This window comes from Serratia sp. MYb239, from assembly GCF_002966855.1.
Classification (GTDB): Bacteria; Pseudomonadota; Gammaproteobacteria; order Enterobacterales; family Enterobacteriaceae; genus Serratia_B; species Serratia_B rhizosphaerae.
Window position 1 is genome coordinate 1,868,956 of sequence record NZ_CP023268.1, and the last position, 15,520, is coordinate 1,884,475.

General features: G+C 54.0%; 14 protein-coding genes and 1 tRNA gene. 9 read left to right on the forward strand and 6 right to left on the reverse strand.

All coding sequences use genetic code 11. The features are described from left to right. Positions 1 to 84: 84 nt before the first annotated feature. Entirely contained in the window at positions 85 to 1,608 is a 1,524-nt protein-coding gene (proP, locus tag CLM71_RS08940) for a glycine betaine/L-proline transporter ProP (protein WP_105230697.1), read from the reverse strand. Between the two features lie 361 nt (positions 1,609 to 1,969). Here proP and CLM71_RS08945 point away from each other — a divergent pair, with 361 nt between their 5' ends. The 5 genes from CLM71_RS08945 (at position 1,970) to CLM71_RS24360 (ending at position 4,073) form a co-directional block, all read left to right on the forward strand. Beyond that, positions 1,970 to 2,584: a hypothetical protein gene (locus CLM71_RS08945; RefSeq protein WP_105230698.1), complete on the forward strand. Its 615-nt coding sequence runs from the start codon at positions 1,970 to 1,972 to the stop codon at positions 2,582 to 2,584. Positions 2,585 to 2,744: 160 nt separating this feature from the next. Further along, positions 2,745 to 2,839, forward strand: a tRNA-OTHER gene (locus tag CLM71_RS23900). A 106-nt stretch (positions 2,840 to 2,945) separates the two neighbouring features. Next, entirely contained in the window at positions 2,946 to 3,245 is a 300-nt protein-coding gene (locus CLM71_RS08950; protein ID WP_105230699.1) for a hypothetical protein, read from the forward strand. Between the two features lie 123 nt (positions 3,246 to 3,368). Further along, positions 3,369 to 3,872, forward strand: a complete 504-nt coding sequence (locus CLM71_RS08955) for a YlaC family protein (protein WP_105230700.1) — start codon at positions 3,369 to 3,371, stop codon at positions 3,870 to 3,872. A 69-nt stretch (positions 3,873 to 3,941) separates the two neighbouring features. Next, complete coding sequence (locus CLM71_RS24360) at positions 3,942 to 4,073, forward strand: hypothetical protein (RefSeq protein WP_015671916.1); 132 nt, start codon at positions 3,942 to 3,944, stop codon at positions 4,071 to 4,073. A gap of 463 nt (positions 4,074 to 4,536) precedes the next feature. On the opposite strand, the gene CLM71_RS08960 is transcribed toward CLM71_RS24360, so the two are convergent. The 3 genes from CLM71_RS08960 to mdoC form a co-directional block, all read right to left on the reverse strand. Beyond that, the gene (locus tag CLM71_RS08960) at positions 4,537 to 6,258 is read right to left on the reverse strand and encodes a potassium/proton antiporter (RefSeq protein ID WP_105230701.1); all 1,722 of its coding nucleotides are present in this window, start codon (positions 6,256 to 6,258) and stop codon (positions 4,537 to 4,539) included. Between the two features lie 281 nt (positions 6,259 to 6,539). Next, positions 6,540 to 6,764 (reverse strand): hypothetical protein, encoded by a 225-nt coding sequence (locus CLM71_RS08965; protein ID WP_105230702.1) that lies wholly within the window; start codon positions 6,762 to 6,764, stop codon positions 6,540 to 6,542. 353 nt (positions 6,765 to 7,117) lie between these two features. Further along, the gene (mdoC, locus tag CLM71_RS08970; protein ID WP_105230703.1) at positions 7,118 to 8,251 is read right to left on the reverse strand and encodes a glucans biosynthesis protein MdoC; all 1,134 of its coding nucleotides are present in this window, start codon (positions 8,249 to 8,251) and stop codon (positions 7,118 to 7,120) included. A gap of 259 nt (positions 8,252 to 8,510) precedes the next feature. Here mdoC and CLM71_RS08975 point away from each other — a divergent pair, with 259 nt between their 5' ends. The 4 genes from CLM71_RS08975 (at position 8,511) to CLM71_RS08990 (ending at position 14,169) form a co-directional block, all read left to right on the forward strand. Then, positions 8,511 to 10,079, forward strand: coding sequence for a glucan biosynthesis protein G (locus CLM71_RS08975; RefSeq protein ID WP_172606289.1), 1,569 nt, complete (start codon positions 8,511 to 8,513; stop codon positions 10,077 to 10,079). Next, entirely contained in the window at positions 10,072 to 12,633 is a 2,562-nt protein-coding gene (gene mdoH, locus CLM71_RS08980; protein ID WP_105230705.1) for a glucans biosynthesis glucosyltransferase MdoH, read from the forward strand. The genes CLM71_RS08975 and mdoH overlap by 8 nt, the downstream gene beginning before the upstream one ends. A gap of 141 nt (positions 12,634 to 12,774) precedes the next feature. Then, positions 12,775 to 13,020, forward strand: a complete 246-nt coding sequence (locus tag CLM71_RS08985) for a YceK/YidQ family lipoprotein (RefSeq protein ID WP_105230706.1) — start codon at positions 12,775 to 12,777, stop codon at positions 13,018 to 13,020. A gap of 108 nt (positions 13,021 to 13,128) precedes the next feature. After that, positions 13,129 to 14,169, forward strand: a complete 1,041-nt coding sequence (locus CLM71_RS08990) for an IS630 family transposase (RefSeq protein WP_004966524.1) — start codon at positions 13,129 to 13,131, stop codon at positions 14,167 to 14,169. A 10-nt stretch (positions 14,170 to 14,179) separates the two neighbouring features. Here CLM71_RS08990 and CLM71_RS08995 read toward each other — a convergent pair whose 3' ends face one another. Both CLM71_RS08995 and CLM71_RS09000 read right to left on the reverse strand, forming a co-directional pair. Further along, positions 14,180 to 14,725 (reverse strand): GNAT family N-acetyltransferase, encoded by a 546-nt coding sequence (locus CLM71_RS08995; protein WP_105230707.1) that lies wholly within the window; start codon positions 14,723 to 14,725, stop codon positions 14,180 to 14,182. Positions 14,726 to 14,772: 47 nt separating this feature from the next. Continuing rightward, positions 14,773 to 15,150 carry a MysB family protein gene (locus CLM71_RS09000; protein WP_105230708.1) on the reverse strand — a complete coding sequence of 126 codons (378 nt, stop codon included), beginning with the start codon at positions 15,148 to 15,150 and terminating at the stop codon, positions 14,773 to 14,775. Positions 15,151 to 15,520: the final 370 nt, after the last annotated feature.

Genomic DNA, 15,520 nt, shown 5'->3' on the forward strand with positions numbered 1-15,520 from the left:
TTTAACCTGCGTTACTAGCTTGGTAATGTGCGGCGAGCAACATAAAAAAACCACCTCGTTTGAGGTGGTTTTTGTTGCTGACGATTAGTCCAGCTTTGGATGCTGATCGATCAGCGCCTGTTTCCTTTTTTCAAGCGCTTTGATTTGTTCTTCCAAATCGCCAATTTCATCGCTGATGTTTTCAACCTTCTGTTCGATATTATCGTAGGTTTCCTGTAACAGCTCCTTGGCCTCGGAACGGTCTGACGCGGCCGGCGTTGCACCACGCAGCGGTTTGTTGGCGGTTTCTTTCATATACAGGCCGGTCAGCAGGCCGACGACGGCGACCACCATCAGATAATAGGCCGGCATATACAGATTGCCGCTGGACTCGACCAGCCAGGCGGCAACGGTTGGCGTTGCGCCCGCAACCAGTACGGAGATGTTGAACGAAATAGCCAGTGCGCTATAGCGGATATGTGTCGGGAACATGGCCGGCAGTGTTGATGCCATAACGCCGGTAAAGGAGTTAAGCAGCACCGCCAGAACCAGCAGGCCGACAAAAATCAAACCGATGACGCCGCTGTTGATCAGCATAAAGCAGGGGATCGCCAGTAACATCAGGCCGATACTGCCGCCGATCACAAACGGTTTACGGCCGATGCGGTCGCTGGTCAGGCCGATCACCGGTTGTACAAACAGCATGCCGATCATGATGGCGATGATAATCAGGACGCCGTGGCTTTCCGAATAGTGCAGGTTGTGCGACAGATAGCTCGGCATATAGGTCAGCAGCATGTAATAGGTGACGTTGGTGGCAATAACCAGCCCCACGCAAACCAGCAGGCTGCGCCATTGTTTGGTCGCGATCTCTTTAAAGGAGGCGCGCGGCGGATTCTGCAGCGCGTCACGATCGCCCTGTTCCATTTTGTCGACATGCTGTTGGAACGCAGGCGTCTCTTCCAGTGCGTGACGCAGATACAGGCCGATGATGCCGAGCGGCGCCGCGAGGAAGAAGGGCAGACGCCAGCCCCAGTCGAGGAACTTGGCTTCGCCGACAATGCTGGAAATCAGCACCACGACGCCGGCGCCAAGCACGAAACCGGCGATAGAGCCAAAATCGAGCCAGCTGCCCATAAAGCCGCGTTTGCGGTCCGGTGAATATTCGGCGACGAAGATGGCCGCGCCGGAATATTCACCACCCACCGAGAAGCCCTGTGCCAGTTTGGCCAGCAGCAGCAGGATCGGCGCCCAGATGCCGATGCTGGCATAGGACGGGATCAGCCCGATACAGAAGGTGCTGATCGCCATAATAATGATGGTGACGGAAAGTACCTTTTGGCGACCGAACTTATCCCCCATGGCGCCAAAGAACACGCCGCCCAACGGGCGTACCAGGAACGGTACCGAAAAGGTCGCCAGCGCGGCGATCATCTGCACGCCGGGAGAGGCGCCGGGAAAGAACACCTGTCCAAGGGCATAGGCAACAAAGCCGTAAACCCCGAAGTCAAACCACTCCATCGCGTTACCGAGCGCGGCGGCGGTAATGGCTTTTTTCAGCTTGCTGTCGTCAATAATGGTTATGTCGTTAATATGTAGCGGTTTATGTCGTTTTCTTCTTAGCTTCATAGCATCATCCCTTAAATATTGAGTTGAACGTGAATCAACCGTTCCCGTTCCCGTTTTTCTGCCCAAACATTAACTCTTCTAATTTTAGTGTGCCGTTGGCACTTTGGAGTCCCTCAATCATTAAACTGACTATTTTGTTGAAATTTGACCTATTTCCCCATTGATATGTCACTTGTGTGATTAATAAAAATCCATATATAGCTTAACGTTATATGTGATGGGGATCAAATCTAGCAATTTTGTTTATCAATACGGACGTATAAATAATTACGCAAGATCGGCAGCAAGCGCATGAATAGCCAAGGTAAAAGAGGTTACGGCAGGTAACATACCCCGCGTGAATATAATAACGGAAGTGACTATGCAGTACCGTACTAACCTCAATATTATTGTAAAAAAACTCTCTTTCTTTCTGCTCTATTCAGCAACGCTGGCCGTGCTGATGGGGCTGATTTTTATTGATGTTTATTGGCTACATAACTTTGTCTATGAAATGTCGTTGACGGAGCTGATGCAGGAACTGTTTCTTGCCGCTATCGCGGTCGGTTTCTTTGTCTCCGCTCGTCGCCATGTCGAGTATCGCGCTGCCAGGGTATTGATTGGCGGCTTCTTTCTGTGCATGTTGATTCGCGAACTGGATTTTGTGTTCGATTATCTGCATCACGGCGCCTGGGTGTGGTTTGCTCTGCTGAGCACGGTGCTCTGTCTGGGATACGCGGTTCGCCATGCTGCTTCGGCGCTGCATGGGTTAGCCCATTTCTTTAACCATCCGAGCTACGGCATGATGTGTGCCGGCTTACTGTGTATTCTGGTGTTTTCCCGTCTGTTCGGCATGCACCTGTTATGGGAAGGTTTACTGCTGGATGGTTATGACCGGGTGGTAAAAAATATGGTGGAAGAGGGGTGCGAATTGGTCGGCTATGCATTCTGCCTGTTTGCTACCTGCCAGTATCTGGCGAAACCCCGCCAGATGTGACGCCGCTTGCGGTAATGGCCGACCCCGATGTTTTTCTCAGTGAATAGTTATGCCAGGTTTGACTATATACTGAGATTTATCTGTAAAATATCCCTCTGCCAGTGATTTGTCTTGTACCCACGGCGACGTTATGGATAATGTCGCCAAAGCATAGGGGAGTGCGCTATTAACTCAGTTGGCAGAGTGATTGGTTTTAACATGCTTTATTGGCTACAAAATTGATAGACGCGGGTTCGAGTCCTGCATAGCGCGCCATCTTCCCGCTCTTTAGGCGTCCACCGTCCACCGTTACTTTTCGCATATCGATCCTTTGCTAGACTGTTATTAAGGCAGGCTTTCTGTCTGATAACCGGAGGTCGATATGTCTGAATCCGCTCAACTGCAGGAACTGATGCAACGTATCGCCGTGCTGGAAGCGCGGGAGAAGGCGCTGACTGCGGAATCCAATGCTTACCAGGCGATCCTGACGACCCTGTTGGGTAATCTGGATAAATCGTTGCGTGATAATGTTATCGGCATGATCGATCGCGCCCATGAAATTGCCTATGCACGTGCGATCCAACGCGGCAACGCCGTGCAACAGGACAGGATCAAACAGGCGGATGACGTTGCGCAGCGGATGTTTATGTTTGCCCAGGGCAAAGCCTCGCAGCCGCGTTAGCTCCACCTATAACAGTTGCCGGTTTTTAATTGCTTAACTGCTATACCTGGGGAAACTGTACTTGTGTTAGCGTGAAGGGTAACGATTGATAGCCATTTTGCTCTCAGGCTAAGGCAGTAAATTATGGACGCGATAAAAAACATTCTGGTGAAAGAGATCGAGCTGATCAACCAGCGGGAAGGGCGTGACGGTAAGCCGCGTTTCAACAGCGAATTTGCCCGTAATCACCGCTATCTGTGTCTGGCGATGTTCGCCGGCTATTTCGCCGTGATTGCCGTGATGTATCCGGTGCCCTATTTAGGGCTTGGGGCGCTGCTTGGCTTTACCGCTTTTGTGCTGTTTATGTTTGCCATGTTGCTGATGGAGATCAAGCCCGTTTACCGCTTTGAAGATATCGGCGTGCTTGATTTACGCGTTTGTTATAACGGCGAGTGGTACTTTACCCGCGCGCTGCCGTCCCATGCGGTGGCTGATTTGCTGGCGGAACCGTCGATTAGCCCGCTTTTGAAAGCGCGCGTACGCGAAATTTTAGCCAACAAGGGCGAGGTCGATTTCTATGACGTCTATGATTTGGCCTACGGTAAAAAACTGCATACGCCCGCCGCATCGGTTGCTCTGGTCAACTAAGGGTTGCGTCGACACCGAGGTCGATTATACTCAGCGTTTGAGCCTGTAAAGAAGCATGAGGAAGTTGCGATGAGTGATGAGATTTTTGATTTTGATATTGACGCCGAACTCGCGAAAGCAGAAAAAAAAGCGGCGGAGAAGGCCAGTGAAGTGCCTGACATCCTTGAGGATGAGGCGGACTGCGAAGGCTGCAAAATTTAATCGCCATTGCCAATAAAAAAACCGCCGCGGCGGTTTTTTTATTGGCGGCGGTTTAGTCAAGGATGAACGCCCAGACCAGAAAACCGATAACCACGGCGAGGCAGAGCGCTGAAACGCTGAGCAACACCTTACCTAAAATATCTTTGTCTTTCCCGTGCTGTGCCACGATAAATTATCCAACTATAAGTTTATGAACCAAATCGGCAATGCCCAGGTTCAAACCAACCAATACTAATGCTAAAACCAGCATTGCTGAAACGAACTTTTTCCCGTTATTCACGTGATACCTATCCCGTCGTTTTATCGTTCTTTGCAGCAGTCGGGCAGGCCGACCACTGTTGATTAAGAACTTACTTACGGTCAGAAGTTCCCCATTTGGTTGTCAGACGGGCTAAGCATGCTGATGGTCGGGAGAGGATGGCGGAAAACGGCGGCGCGGAAGCGCGCCACCGGTGCGTGAAGGTTAATCGGCGTCGATTTTTACCCCGATCTTACTGACGATATTGCCGTCCATTTCTGCAATGGTCCAGGTCAATCCATCCCACTCGACCTGGTCGCCGACTACCGGTTCCCCGCCGATCATCTGTATCACAAACTGGCCCAGCGTTTGCTGTTCATCGATACCATCTTGCAGATTCAGCCCGTAAACCTGGGAGATATCGCTTAAACGCGCGTCCGACTGCAGTATAAAATCGCCGAAGAAACGTTCGTCCAGCGTAACGGCCGGGGCCTGGCTAAACAGTTTGCCCAGCGCCGGCAGATCGTGTTCATGGCCGATAACGCACAGAATATCCTGCTCGCGCAGCCGCGTACTGCCGCTGGGGTGCAGCAGCTCTTTACCACGGAACAGGGCGGCGATACGGGTGCCCTGCGGCATTTTCAGCTCGCGCAGTGCGGCGCCGACGCACCAGTTTTCCGCTGAGAGCTGATAAACGAACTGCTCCCACTGATTTTCCGGGTGTATATCCAACCCGACGCGCGAGATTGGCGCCAGCGCCGGCGGAACCACCACTTTGGCTTTTTTCGCCGCCAGCGTCAGCGTGGTGCCCTGCAGCAGCAGCGAGACCAGCACGACGAAAAAGGCCACGTTGAAGAACAGGTGCGCATTGGGCAGGCCGGCCATCATCGGGAATACCGCTAAAATAACCGGCACCGCGCCGCGCAGCCCCACCCAGGAGATAAAGATGCGTTCACGCAGGGTAAAGTTGCGGAACGGCAGCAGGCCGATAAATACCGACACCGGGCGTGCGAACAGAATCATCCACAGCGAGAGCAGCAGCGCGGGGATGGCGATTGGCAGCAGGTTGCTTGGCGTCAACAGCAGCCCCAGCACCAGGAACATGCCGATTTGGCTGAGCCAGGCCAGCCCGTCGAAGGTTTGTACAATACCGTGCCGGTTGCGGATAGGGCGGTTGCCCAATGTCAGACCGCACAGGTACACCGCCAGAATACCGCTGCCGTTGAGCGCGGTGGTCAGGGCGAAAATCAGGATACCGCCGCTGACGGCCAGCAGAGGATATAGCCCTTCCGGTAATTTAATGCGATTGATCAGCCCCAGCAGCAGCCAGCCGCCGCCAAGGCCGAAGACGATACCCATGCCGAATTGCTGCAGCAGATGCAGCAGGAAGTCCCAGCTGATCATGGTTTCACCGGCGGAGATCATGGCGATCAGGGTAATGGTGAGGAACACGGCCATGGGATCGTTACTGCCGGATTCAATCTCCAGCGTGGAGCCGACGCGTTCGTTCAAACCTTTCCCGCCGAGCAGTGAAAACACCGCAGCGGCATCGGTTGAGCCGATAATCGCGCCGATCAGCAGCCCCTGAATCAGATCGATATTAAACAGCCAGGCGGCGGCCAGGCCGGTCAGGCCGGCGGTAATCACCACGCCGACGGTCGCCAGCGATAGGGCGGGCCATAAGGCGACGCGGAAGGAGCTGACGCGGGTGCGCATGCCGCCATCCAGCAGAATGACGGCCAGGGCCAGGTTACTGACCAGATAAGCGACCGGATAATTGTCGAAAGGGATGCCGCCGAGGCCGTCAACGCCGGCCAGCATGCCAATCGCCAGGAAAATAACCAGAATAGGGATGCCGAGGCGTGAAGAGAATGAACTGAGCAGGATACTGGCTCCTACCAACACAGCGCCGATGATAAACAGGTTGTTGATCGTGCTGGCATCCAAAATAACGTTCTCCTTTGGCTGGGGTAAGGCGGTACGCGGCTGCGTGCGGCAGGTTAATGATAGCCTGTTTTCAGGGTAAAACGCTAAGGATGATTTGCGGCTGTTTAGTGATTATTGCTTTTTTTTAGGGGAAATAGGATAAACCAGCCAAAATTGTCGGTGTTCGGACTTTTATATAGCTATATCAGATGATTGGAAAGCCAGGTTTGCTAATAAAAGCACGGCGGGCGGCAAAACCATTAAACCTGAATCAGGTTTAATGGTTTGCGACTAGAGCTGCATTAATGGTCGAGGGATTGTAGGGCGCGTTTGATTAATTCCGCCGCCAGCTTCCTTTCCGCTTCGGAAACGCCATCAAGATTGAAGTGGGACAGGTCGTGCACCAGTATGCTGCGATCCTTGCCGCTTATCGAGGCGTCCAGCGCGGAGAGCAGCCTGCCCAGGATTTTAAGTAATGTGGCATTGGCTGGTGCGGCGTCTTGGGCCGTGGTGTTTGGGTCGGTCATTGAAAAATCCTCTCTGTCGTGACGGAAGGGAGATGCTGCTGACGCTGTCTCGGCGACGGCGCTTTCCCTTAGGGTTCAGTGAGCCCAATCGCTACCGTGAGGCAGGGATGTGGATTTCCATTTACTACGCAGCGGCGTTCGCCGTTTGCACGCTTACTGTGCCGTAATTGTCAGCCGGCCTGCGAGCAATGCGTGCGCTTTGGTCATCGATAGCTGCGAAAGTAAATTATATGCCGTTTAACGAATTTAGGGAGGGAGAGGTGAGGTGAGGAACAACATGGGGTAATAAACCCCATGTTGTGGCAGGGAGAACGTCGCCGAGATTAGGATGATTCTTGAAAATGCGCCTCGGCTTACTTCTGTGGTTTGCCGGAAAACAGGAAACGCAGCAGCGGTACGCGCTTATGCGCTTCATACAATATAAAAGCCAGGCCGAAGACAAATACCAGGCCCACCAAGAATCCCACAATATTATTACTGATATATGGCGTAACGAAAGCGCCGTACAGCAGCGTCAACGGGTGGTGCACCAGATAGATAAATAAGGAAGCGTTCACCAGATAGGTGATACGTGGCGAGTGATAGTTCAACAGCCGGTGGCCGAATGAAAACACCACGTTGGTCATCAGGATGCCCAGCACGATCTTGATCAGGACTTCCACTTCAAACATCAGGTCGCTATGAGCCAGCAGCTTCTGGTTCAGCATATAGGCGATAAACAGCAACAGCGCGCCCAGCACCGCCTTGGGTGAAGGGGTGAGGAAAATCTCTTTTAACCAGGCGTATTTGAAGGCATAGGCGCCGAGGAGGAAGAACGGCAGGTAGAACAGCGTTTCCATCACCACAAAATTGAATAGACCGTTGCCGGGTAGTTGCGGAGCGGTAATTAAAATAATCCGGTGCGCCGCCGAATAGGCTATCCCGTAGATAAAGAAGTACAGTGAGATCTTTCCTAAACTGTTCATATTATTTATCGGGAACGGCGCGATAGGCGTTTTTATCGCCTTAATTTTCCGGAACAGGTAAAAAGCGGCGCAGGTGAGCAGCGACAGCGTTAATAAAAACCATAAATGGGACACTAACTCCCAAACGGCAACGTTAATTTTCTGATAGAGGTCAAACCCGTCCCAGCCGTCCAGTTTATGCGTCGCATATTTCAGCAGGAAAAACTGCGGCAGGGTAATTAAGGGGATGGAGCTTAACAGCGGGATGGCCACCCGCTCCAGCCGCACCTTGAGCCAGCGTTTACGTTCATAACGCTGGTACAACATAAAGGAGAAGTAGCCGGAGATGATGAAGAACACCTGCATACGGAAAGCGTGGATGACATCGTTCAACACCGTTAATGAAAATGATGGCGTGAGGCTATTCACCGACCAGGTATGGCTGGAGTAAATCAGAGAAAGATGAAAAGGGATGCCGAGCAACATTAAATATGCCCGGATAGAATCCAGGAAAAACTCGCGCTGGTTGTTTCCGTTAGTCATAAGATACCGCAGATAGTTTTTATTGAGTCTTCTTTAACCTGCTTATTAATCAAGCATGGGTTAAATCTCATTTCAGACCCTACTATATCACCTCATAATTTTCCATAGCGTCTTGCGCGCAGGCTTGCTACGCTGGGCTTCGTCAGCTGCCTAAACTCTGAGCCATAAACATGAACCAATCATTTATCATGTTGTCGGATAGCTGAATAATCCATTAATATGGATTTTAAATGATTTGAGCACACGAATAGGGGGGGATGTGCCAGTTAATATTTTATCCAGACAACCACGCGCCGTGAGCGTTCGTTGGTTAGGTGCCACCGTGTTGTTAACGCTGTTCAGCTCGCAGGCGTGGGCCTTTACGCTTGATGATGTCGCCAAGCAGGCGCAGGAGTTGGCAGGAAAGCGTTTTGAAGCGCCGAAGAGCAACCTTCCTTCTCAGTTCCGCGACATGAAGTTTGCGGACTACCAACAGATCCAGTTCAATCACGATAAAGCGTATTGGAACAAGCTGAAAACCCCGTTCAAGCTTGAGTTTTATCATCAGGGCATGTACTTCGACACGCCGGTGAAAATCAACGAAGTCACCGCGACCACGGTCAAACAGATTAAATATAGCCCGGATTACTTCAACTTCGGCTCGGTGAAACACGATCCCGAGTCGGTGAAGAACCTGGGCTTTGCCGGTTTCAAAGTGCTGTATCCGATCAACCGTGCGGATAAGAACGATGAAATCATGAGCATGCTGGGCGCCAGCTATTTCCGCGTGGTGGGTAAAGATCAGGTGTATGGTCTGTCCGCCCGCGGTCTGGCGATCGACACCGCGCTGCCTTCCGGCGAAGAGTTCCCACGCTTCCGCGAATACTGGATCGAACGGCCGAAGGCGGGCGACAAACACCTGGTGATTTATACGCTGCTGGATTCACCGCGCGCTACCGGCGCCTACCGTTTTGTGGTCTATCCGGGCCGCGACACTGTGGTGGACGTACAGTCCAAGGTGTTCCTGCGTGATAAAGTGGGCAAGCTGGGTATTGCGCCATTAACCAGCATGTTCCTGTTCGGGCCGAACCAGCCATCGCCGATGATGAACTACCGTCCGGCGCTGCATGATTCCAACGGTCTGTCGATTCATGCCGGCAACGGCGAATGGATCTGGCGTCCGCTGAATAATCCGAAGCACCTGTCCGTCAGCACCTATACCGTCGAGCATCCGAAAGGCTTTGGTCTGCTGCAACGCGGTCGCGACTTCAAAGACTATGAAGATCTGGACGATCGTTACGATCAGCGTCCGAGCGGCTGGATTGAACCGCGCGGTGATTGGGGCAAGGGTAAGGTTGAGCTGGTGGAGATCCCGACCGCTGATGAAACCAACGATAATATCGTGGCCTTCTGGACGCCGGACGTGCTGCCGGATGCCAAAACGCCGCTGGCGCTGAACTATCGCCTGCACTTCACCCGTGATGAGGACAAACTGCATTCACAGGATATTGCCTATGTGAGCCAGACCATGCGCTCCACCGGCGATGTGAAGCAGTCCAACCTGATTCGCGAGCCGGACGGCAGCGTTGCTTTCCTGGTGGACTTCGTCGGTCCGGTCCTGAAAGGCCTGGATGAGAAAACGCCGGTGGCTTCACAGGTGAGTGTCGGTGATAACGGTGAAATGGTGGAAAACAACGTTCGCTATAACCCAGTGACTAAAGGCTGGCGTCTGACGCTGCGTGTGAAAGTGAAAGACGACAAGAAACCTGTAGAAATGCGTGCAGCACTGGTTAATGGTGATAAGACCCTGTCGGAAACCTGGAGCTATCAGCTACCTGCCAATGAATAAGTCTACTCAAACTGCCCAGGATTATCTTGCGGCAATGCCTCTGACCGCTGAGCGGTCAGAGGCGCTCAATCAGCAACTGGCCGCCGATGGCGGCCAGTCTTTGGAAGCGCTGCACCGCCAGATGGGTGCTGAAGACGCTAACGTCGCCACGCTGCCGGAAGACGATATCGCGCTGGCTTCGGTTAAAAGCCGCATTGAAAACGCCTGGCCGGATGCGGTTGACGACGAAAACTTTGATACCGATGCGGAAGGGCGCGCCATTCTGAAAGCGACGCCGCCGATCAAACGCACCAGCATGTTTCCGGAAGCCTGGCGCACCAACCCGGTGGCGCGCTTTTGGGACTCTTTGCTGGGCCGATCGCCGCACAATCGTCACGCCAGCAAAGAAGAGGCCGACGCGGAAAACCGCTGGCGTATCGCGGGCTCCATGCGCCGCTATGTATTGCTGGTGCTGATGTTGGTGCAAACCGGTATCGCCACCTGGTATATGAAAACCATTCTGCCGTATCAGGGCTGGGCGCTGATCGACCCGATCGCCATGCTCGACCAGGATCTGATGCAGTCGGTGCTGCAGTTGCTGCCTTATGTACTGCAAACCGGCATCCTGATTTTGTTCGCCATTCTGTTCTGTTGGGTATCGGCGGGCTTTTGGACGGCGCTGATGGGCTTCCTGCAACTGCTGATCGGCAAGGATAAATACAGCATCTCCTCCACCATCAAGGGCGATGAGCCGATTAACCCAGAACACCGCACCGCGCTGATTATGCCGATCTGTAATGAAGACGTTGAACGCGTTTTCGCCGGTCTGCGTGCGACTTACGAGTCGGTCAAGGCGACCGGGCAGCTGGATCATTTCGATATTTACGTGCTGAGCGACAGTTACGATCCCGATATCTGCGTCGCGGAACAGAAAGCCTGGATGGAACTGTGTCGCGATGTTGACGGCCACGGGCGTATTTTCTACCGCCGTCGTCGTCGTCGTGTGAAGCGTAAAAGCGGCAACATCGATGATTTCTGCCGTCGCTGGGGTGGTGATTACAGCTACATGGTGATTCTGGACGCGGACAGCGTGATGAGCGGCGAGTGCCTCACCGGGCTGGTGCGTCTGATGGAAGCCAACCCGAACGCCGGCATCATTCAGTCTGCGCCGAAAGCCTCCGGTATGGATACGCTGTATGCGCGCGTTCAGCAGTTTGCGACGCGGGTCTACGGGCCGCTGTTTACCGCCGGTCTGCACTTCTGGCAGTTGGGTGAGTCCCACTACTGGGGCCACAATGCGATCATCCGCGTCAAACCGTTTATCGAGCACTGCGCGCTGGCGCCGCTGCCGGGTGAAGGTTCGTTCGCCGGGTCGATTCTGTCCCATGACTTCGTCGAAGCCGCGCTAATGCGCCGTGCCGGCTGGGGGGTGTGGATCGCCTACGATCTGCCGGGCAGTTATGAAGAGCTGCCGCCTAACCTGCTGGATGAACTGAAGCGCGACCGCCGCTGGTGTCACGGCAACCTGATGAACTTCCGCCTGTTCCTGGTGAAAGGCATGCACCCGGTGCACCGCGCGGTGTTCCTGACCGGCGTGATGTCTTACCTGTCTGCGCCGCTGTGGTTTATGTTCCTGGCCCTGTCGACGGCGCTGCAGGTGGTGCATACGCTGATGGAGCCGCAGTACTTCCTGCAGCCGAGACAGCTGTTCCCGGTATGGCCGCAGTGGCGTCCGGAGCTGGCGATAGCGCTGTTCTCCACCACGCTGGTGCTGTTGTTCCTGCCGAAGCTGCTCAGCGTCGTTTTGATCTGGGCGAAGGGCGCGAAAGAATACGGCGGTGCATTCCGCCTGCTGATCTCGATGCTGATGGAAATGCTATTCTCGGTGCTGCTGGCGCCGGTGCGCATGCTGTTCCATACCGTGTTTGTGGTCAGTGCCTTCCTCGGCTGGGAAGTGGTGTGGAATTCGCCGCAGCGTGACGATGACGATACGCCGTGGGGCGAAGCGTTCAAACGTCACGGTTCGCAAATGCTGTTGGGTCTGGTCTGGGCCGGCGGCATGGCGTGGCTGGATCTGCGCTTCCTGTGGTGGCTGGCGCCGATCGTATTCTCGCTGATTCTGTCGCCGTTCGTGTCGGTGCTCTCCAGCCGCGCGACGCTCGGCCTGAAGAGCAAGCGTGGCAAGCTGTTCCTGATCCCGGAAGAGTACTCGCCGCCGAAAGTGTTGGTGGCGACCGAGGAGTATCTGCAGCAGAACCGCGCTCGTGCGCTGCGTGACGGCTTTATGCACGCGGTGGTGAACCCGTCCTTCAATGCGTTGGCAACAGCGATGGCGACGGCGCGTCACCATCTGCGCGCGGCGATTGAGCGTGCTCGTGAGGAGCGGGTCAATGAGGCGATGCAGGTTGGTCCGGAAAAACTGGAAAAACTGAAGCGTCTGGAATTGCTCAGCGATCCGGTGGCACTCTCCCGCCTGCATCAGCGCGTTTGGCAGCAGCCGGAAGGTGAGGGCTGGCGGACGTATTATCAGCAGTTACCGCATAATGCGCAGGCTCATCCGGCCGGGCAGCGCTAAGCGCCGGTTTGGATGCCTAACGGAAGGACGCGTTGTTACGCGTCCTTTTTTTATGGCGCTTACATAATGCTGACATTCTGTGTGCCGGTCATCATGTTACACTGCGCGCCGGTATTATCAGGCGACGGATAGGTTAAGAGAGTGAAAACAGGTTTCTTGCTGCGGGTGGCGTTATTAACGCTGGGCGTCATGACGCTGTCCGGCTGCGGCAGTATTATCAGCCGTACGGTGCCCGGTGCCGGCCATGGCCATCAATATTACCCGGGCGTACAGTGGGACCTGCGTGACACGCCCTGGCGCTATCTGACGGTGATTGATGTGCCGCTGTCGATGGTGGTGGATACCTTTATGCTGCCGTTTGACGCGCAGCACGGGCCTTATGAGTAGCCTGCCTAAATAGCTGCGCGGAATAGTAGATCACTTTGAGGGAACTCAGTCCGGATTGTGCGATCTGATCAATCGCTGAATATCCCAAATCACTAACCGGACTGAGCGATGCCGATCATAGCACCTATTCCCCGTGACGAACGACGCCTGATGCAGAAAGCAATCCATAAAACGCACGATAAAAATTATGCCCGCAGGCTGACTGCCATGCTGATGCTACATCGGGGTGACCGCGTCATCGACGTTGCCAGAACGCTCTGCTGTGCCCGTTCCTCCGTCGGACGCTGGATTAACTGGTTCACGCAGTCAGGTGTTGAAGGCCTCAAATCACTCCCCGCAGGGCGTTCCCGTCGCTGGCCTTTTGAGCATATCTGCACGTTATTACGTGAGTTGATAAAACACACTCCCGGTGATTTTGGCTATCAGCGTTCACGCTGGAGTACCGAATTGCTGGCAATAAAAATCAATGAGATAACCGGATGTCAGTTACATGCCGGGACCCTTCGCCGCTGGCTGCCATCGGCCGGGATGGTATGGCGCAGGGCCGCGCCAACTCTGCGTATCCGTGACCCGCATAAGGATGAAAAGATGGCGGCAATCCACAAAGCACTGGACGAATGCAGCGCAGAGCATCCGGTATTTTATGAAGATGAGGTGGATATCCATCTTAATCCCAAAATCGGTGCGGACTGGCAGCTACGCGGGCAGCAAAAACGCGTGGTGACGCCGGGACAGAACGAAAAATACTATCTGGCCGGAGCACTGCACTGCGGCACGGGCAAAGTCAGCTACGTGGGCGGCAACAGTAAAAGTTCGGCGCTGTTCATCAGCCTGCTGAAGCGGCTTAAAGCGACGTACCGGCGGGCGAAAACCATCACGCTGATCGTGGACAACTACATTATCCACAAAAGCCGGGAAACCCAGCGCTGGCTGAAGGAGAACCCGAAGTTCAGGGTGATTTATCAGCCGGTTTACTCGCCGTGGGTGAATCACGTTGAGCGGTTATGGCAGGCGTTGCACAACACGATAACGCGCAACCATCAATGCCGTTCAATGTGGCAACTGCTGAAAAAGGTACGGCATTTTATGGAAACCGCCAGCCCATTCCCCGGAGGAAAACATGGCCTGGCAAAAGTGGAGCGGTATTAGGCGCAGCTATTTAGCGGGTGGCGAATGCCAGCAGGGAATAGCGCTTGCCCCGGCAGGTAAATGTCGTTACCACCGTCATACCCAGACCTTGCTGATGGGCGGCGAGCGAATGCGGGTTAGCGTCGTCAATAAATAAAATACCCAGATCGAACGACGCCCGCGTATGGTTTTTTACCGCCGCAAACAGTTGTTTCAGCACCCCTTTGCCGCGCCAGCGTTGGTCCAGGCAAACCGGGCCGTAGAGAAAATAGCGCTGCTGCTGAATCGGCCGGTTGTCAAAGTGCTGTGCGTCCAGTGCGGCCAGCATGGCGTCGACGACCTCAGGGCGAGGCTGCATATGCGCCTGCGTCAGGCAGACAAAGCCGGCCAGTTGTCCTTCCGCGTCCGCCACCAGAATGCCTAGCTCCGTATTGATGTGCGCAAGCTGGGCTTCATCCATTTTCGAAACGATAAATCCTTGTCGCCGCCGTTCAGCGCTGAGATGCTCCGGCACGTTTTGCGCCTGCAGCGCGAGAATGGCGGGGTAATCGGCGGGCTGGGCCGGTCTGATGATCATTGTCGCTCCTTCAATTCTGTCGCAGCCGCTGAGTGCTTATGGACGTGTTAGCGGTCATCATCCCATTCGTCGGCCGCGGTTTTCCCCTCTTCGGTATCTAACGGCGGTTCCAGTTGGAAATCGTCGTCGTCCCATTCATAAAGGGTGTTTTCGTCCAGCCACTCTTCGCGGATCTCTATGTCGTCATAGTCGCCGGCAAAAATGGCCTGGGCGGCGGCGCCGCTGCGCAGCGGCAGGCACTCCGTCGACGCGCCTTCTTCGGCAAAAAACTCCGCCTGCCACATGATATCACCATCCAGCATCACGTATTTTTGCAAATTGAACTGTTGCGCCGCCGGCGGTTCGTCACCTTCCCCGTCGGTGGACTCAATAAAGGCTTCGCGCGCTGCTTCAATCGCTTCTTCCAGCGTGTCATACAGGTCCATAATCGTCTCCGGTCACAGTGTGTTGGGTTGGCGAGCTTCAGGGGCTGAAGCTGGATGACAGGCGTCAAAATTAATTGTTGTCGCCGTCGCGCAGGATGCAAATTTTTTATGCATTATTTTTTATGTTACCGCTGGCGACGTTATATTGGGTAAGGGTGTAATGAGAGGGGGAATAAAGGAAAAAATGAGCTGCGCTCATTCGTACTTAATAGAGATGGCTGAGCTGGAATCAAGATATTTTATGTAATGCTTTGATTAAAATGGTTATTGAAGTTAATTTTGTTTTTTTTCGAACGTTAGCGTCATTTGACGGATGAAAGGTGAGGTTTTCCAGATAAACGTCTTCCCGGACAGCCATTATTTACCTGAG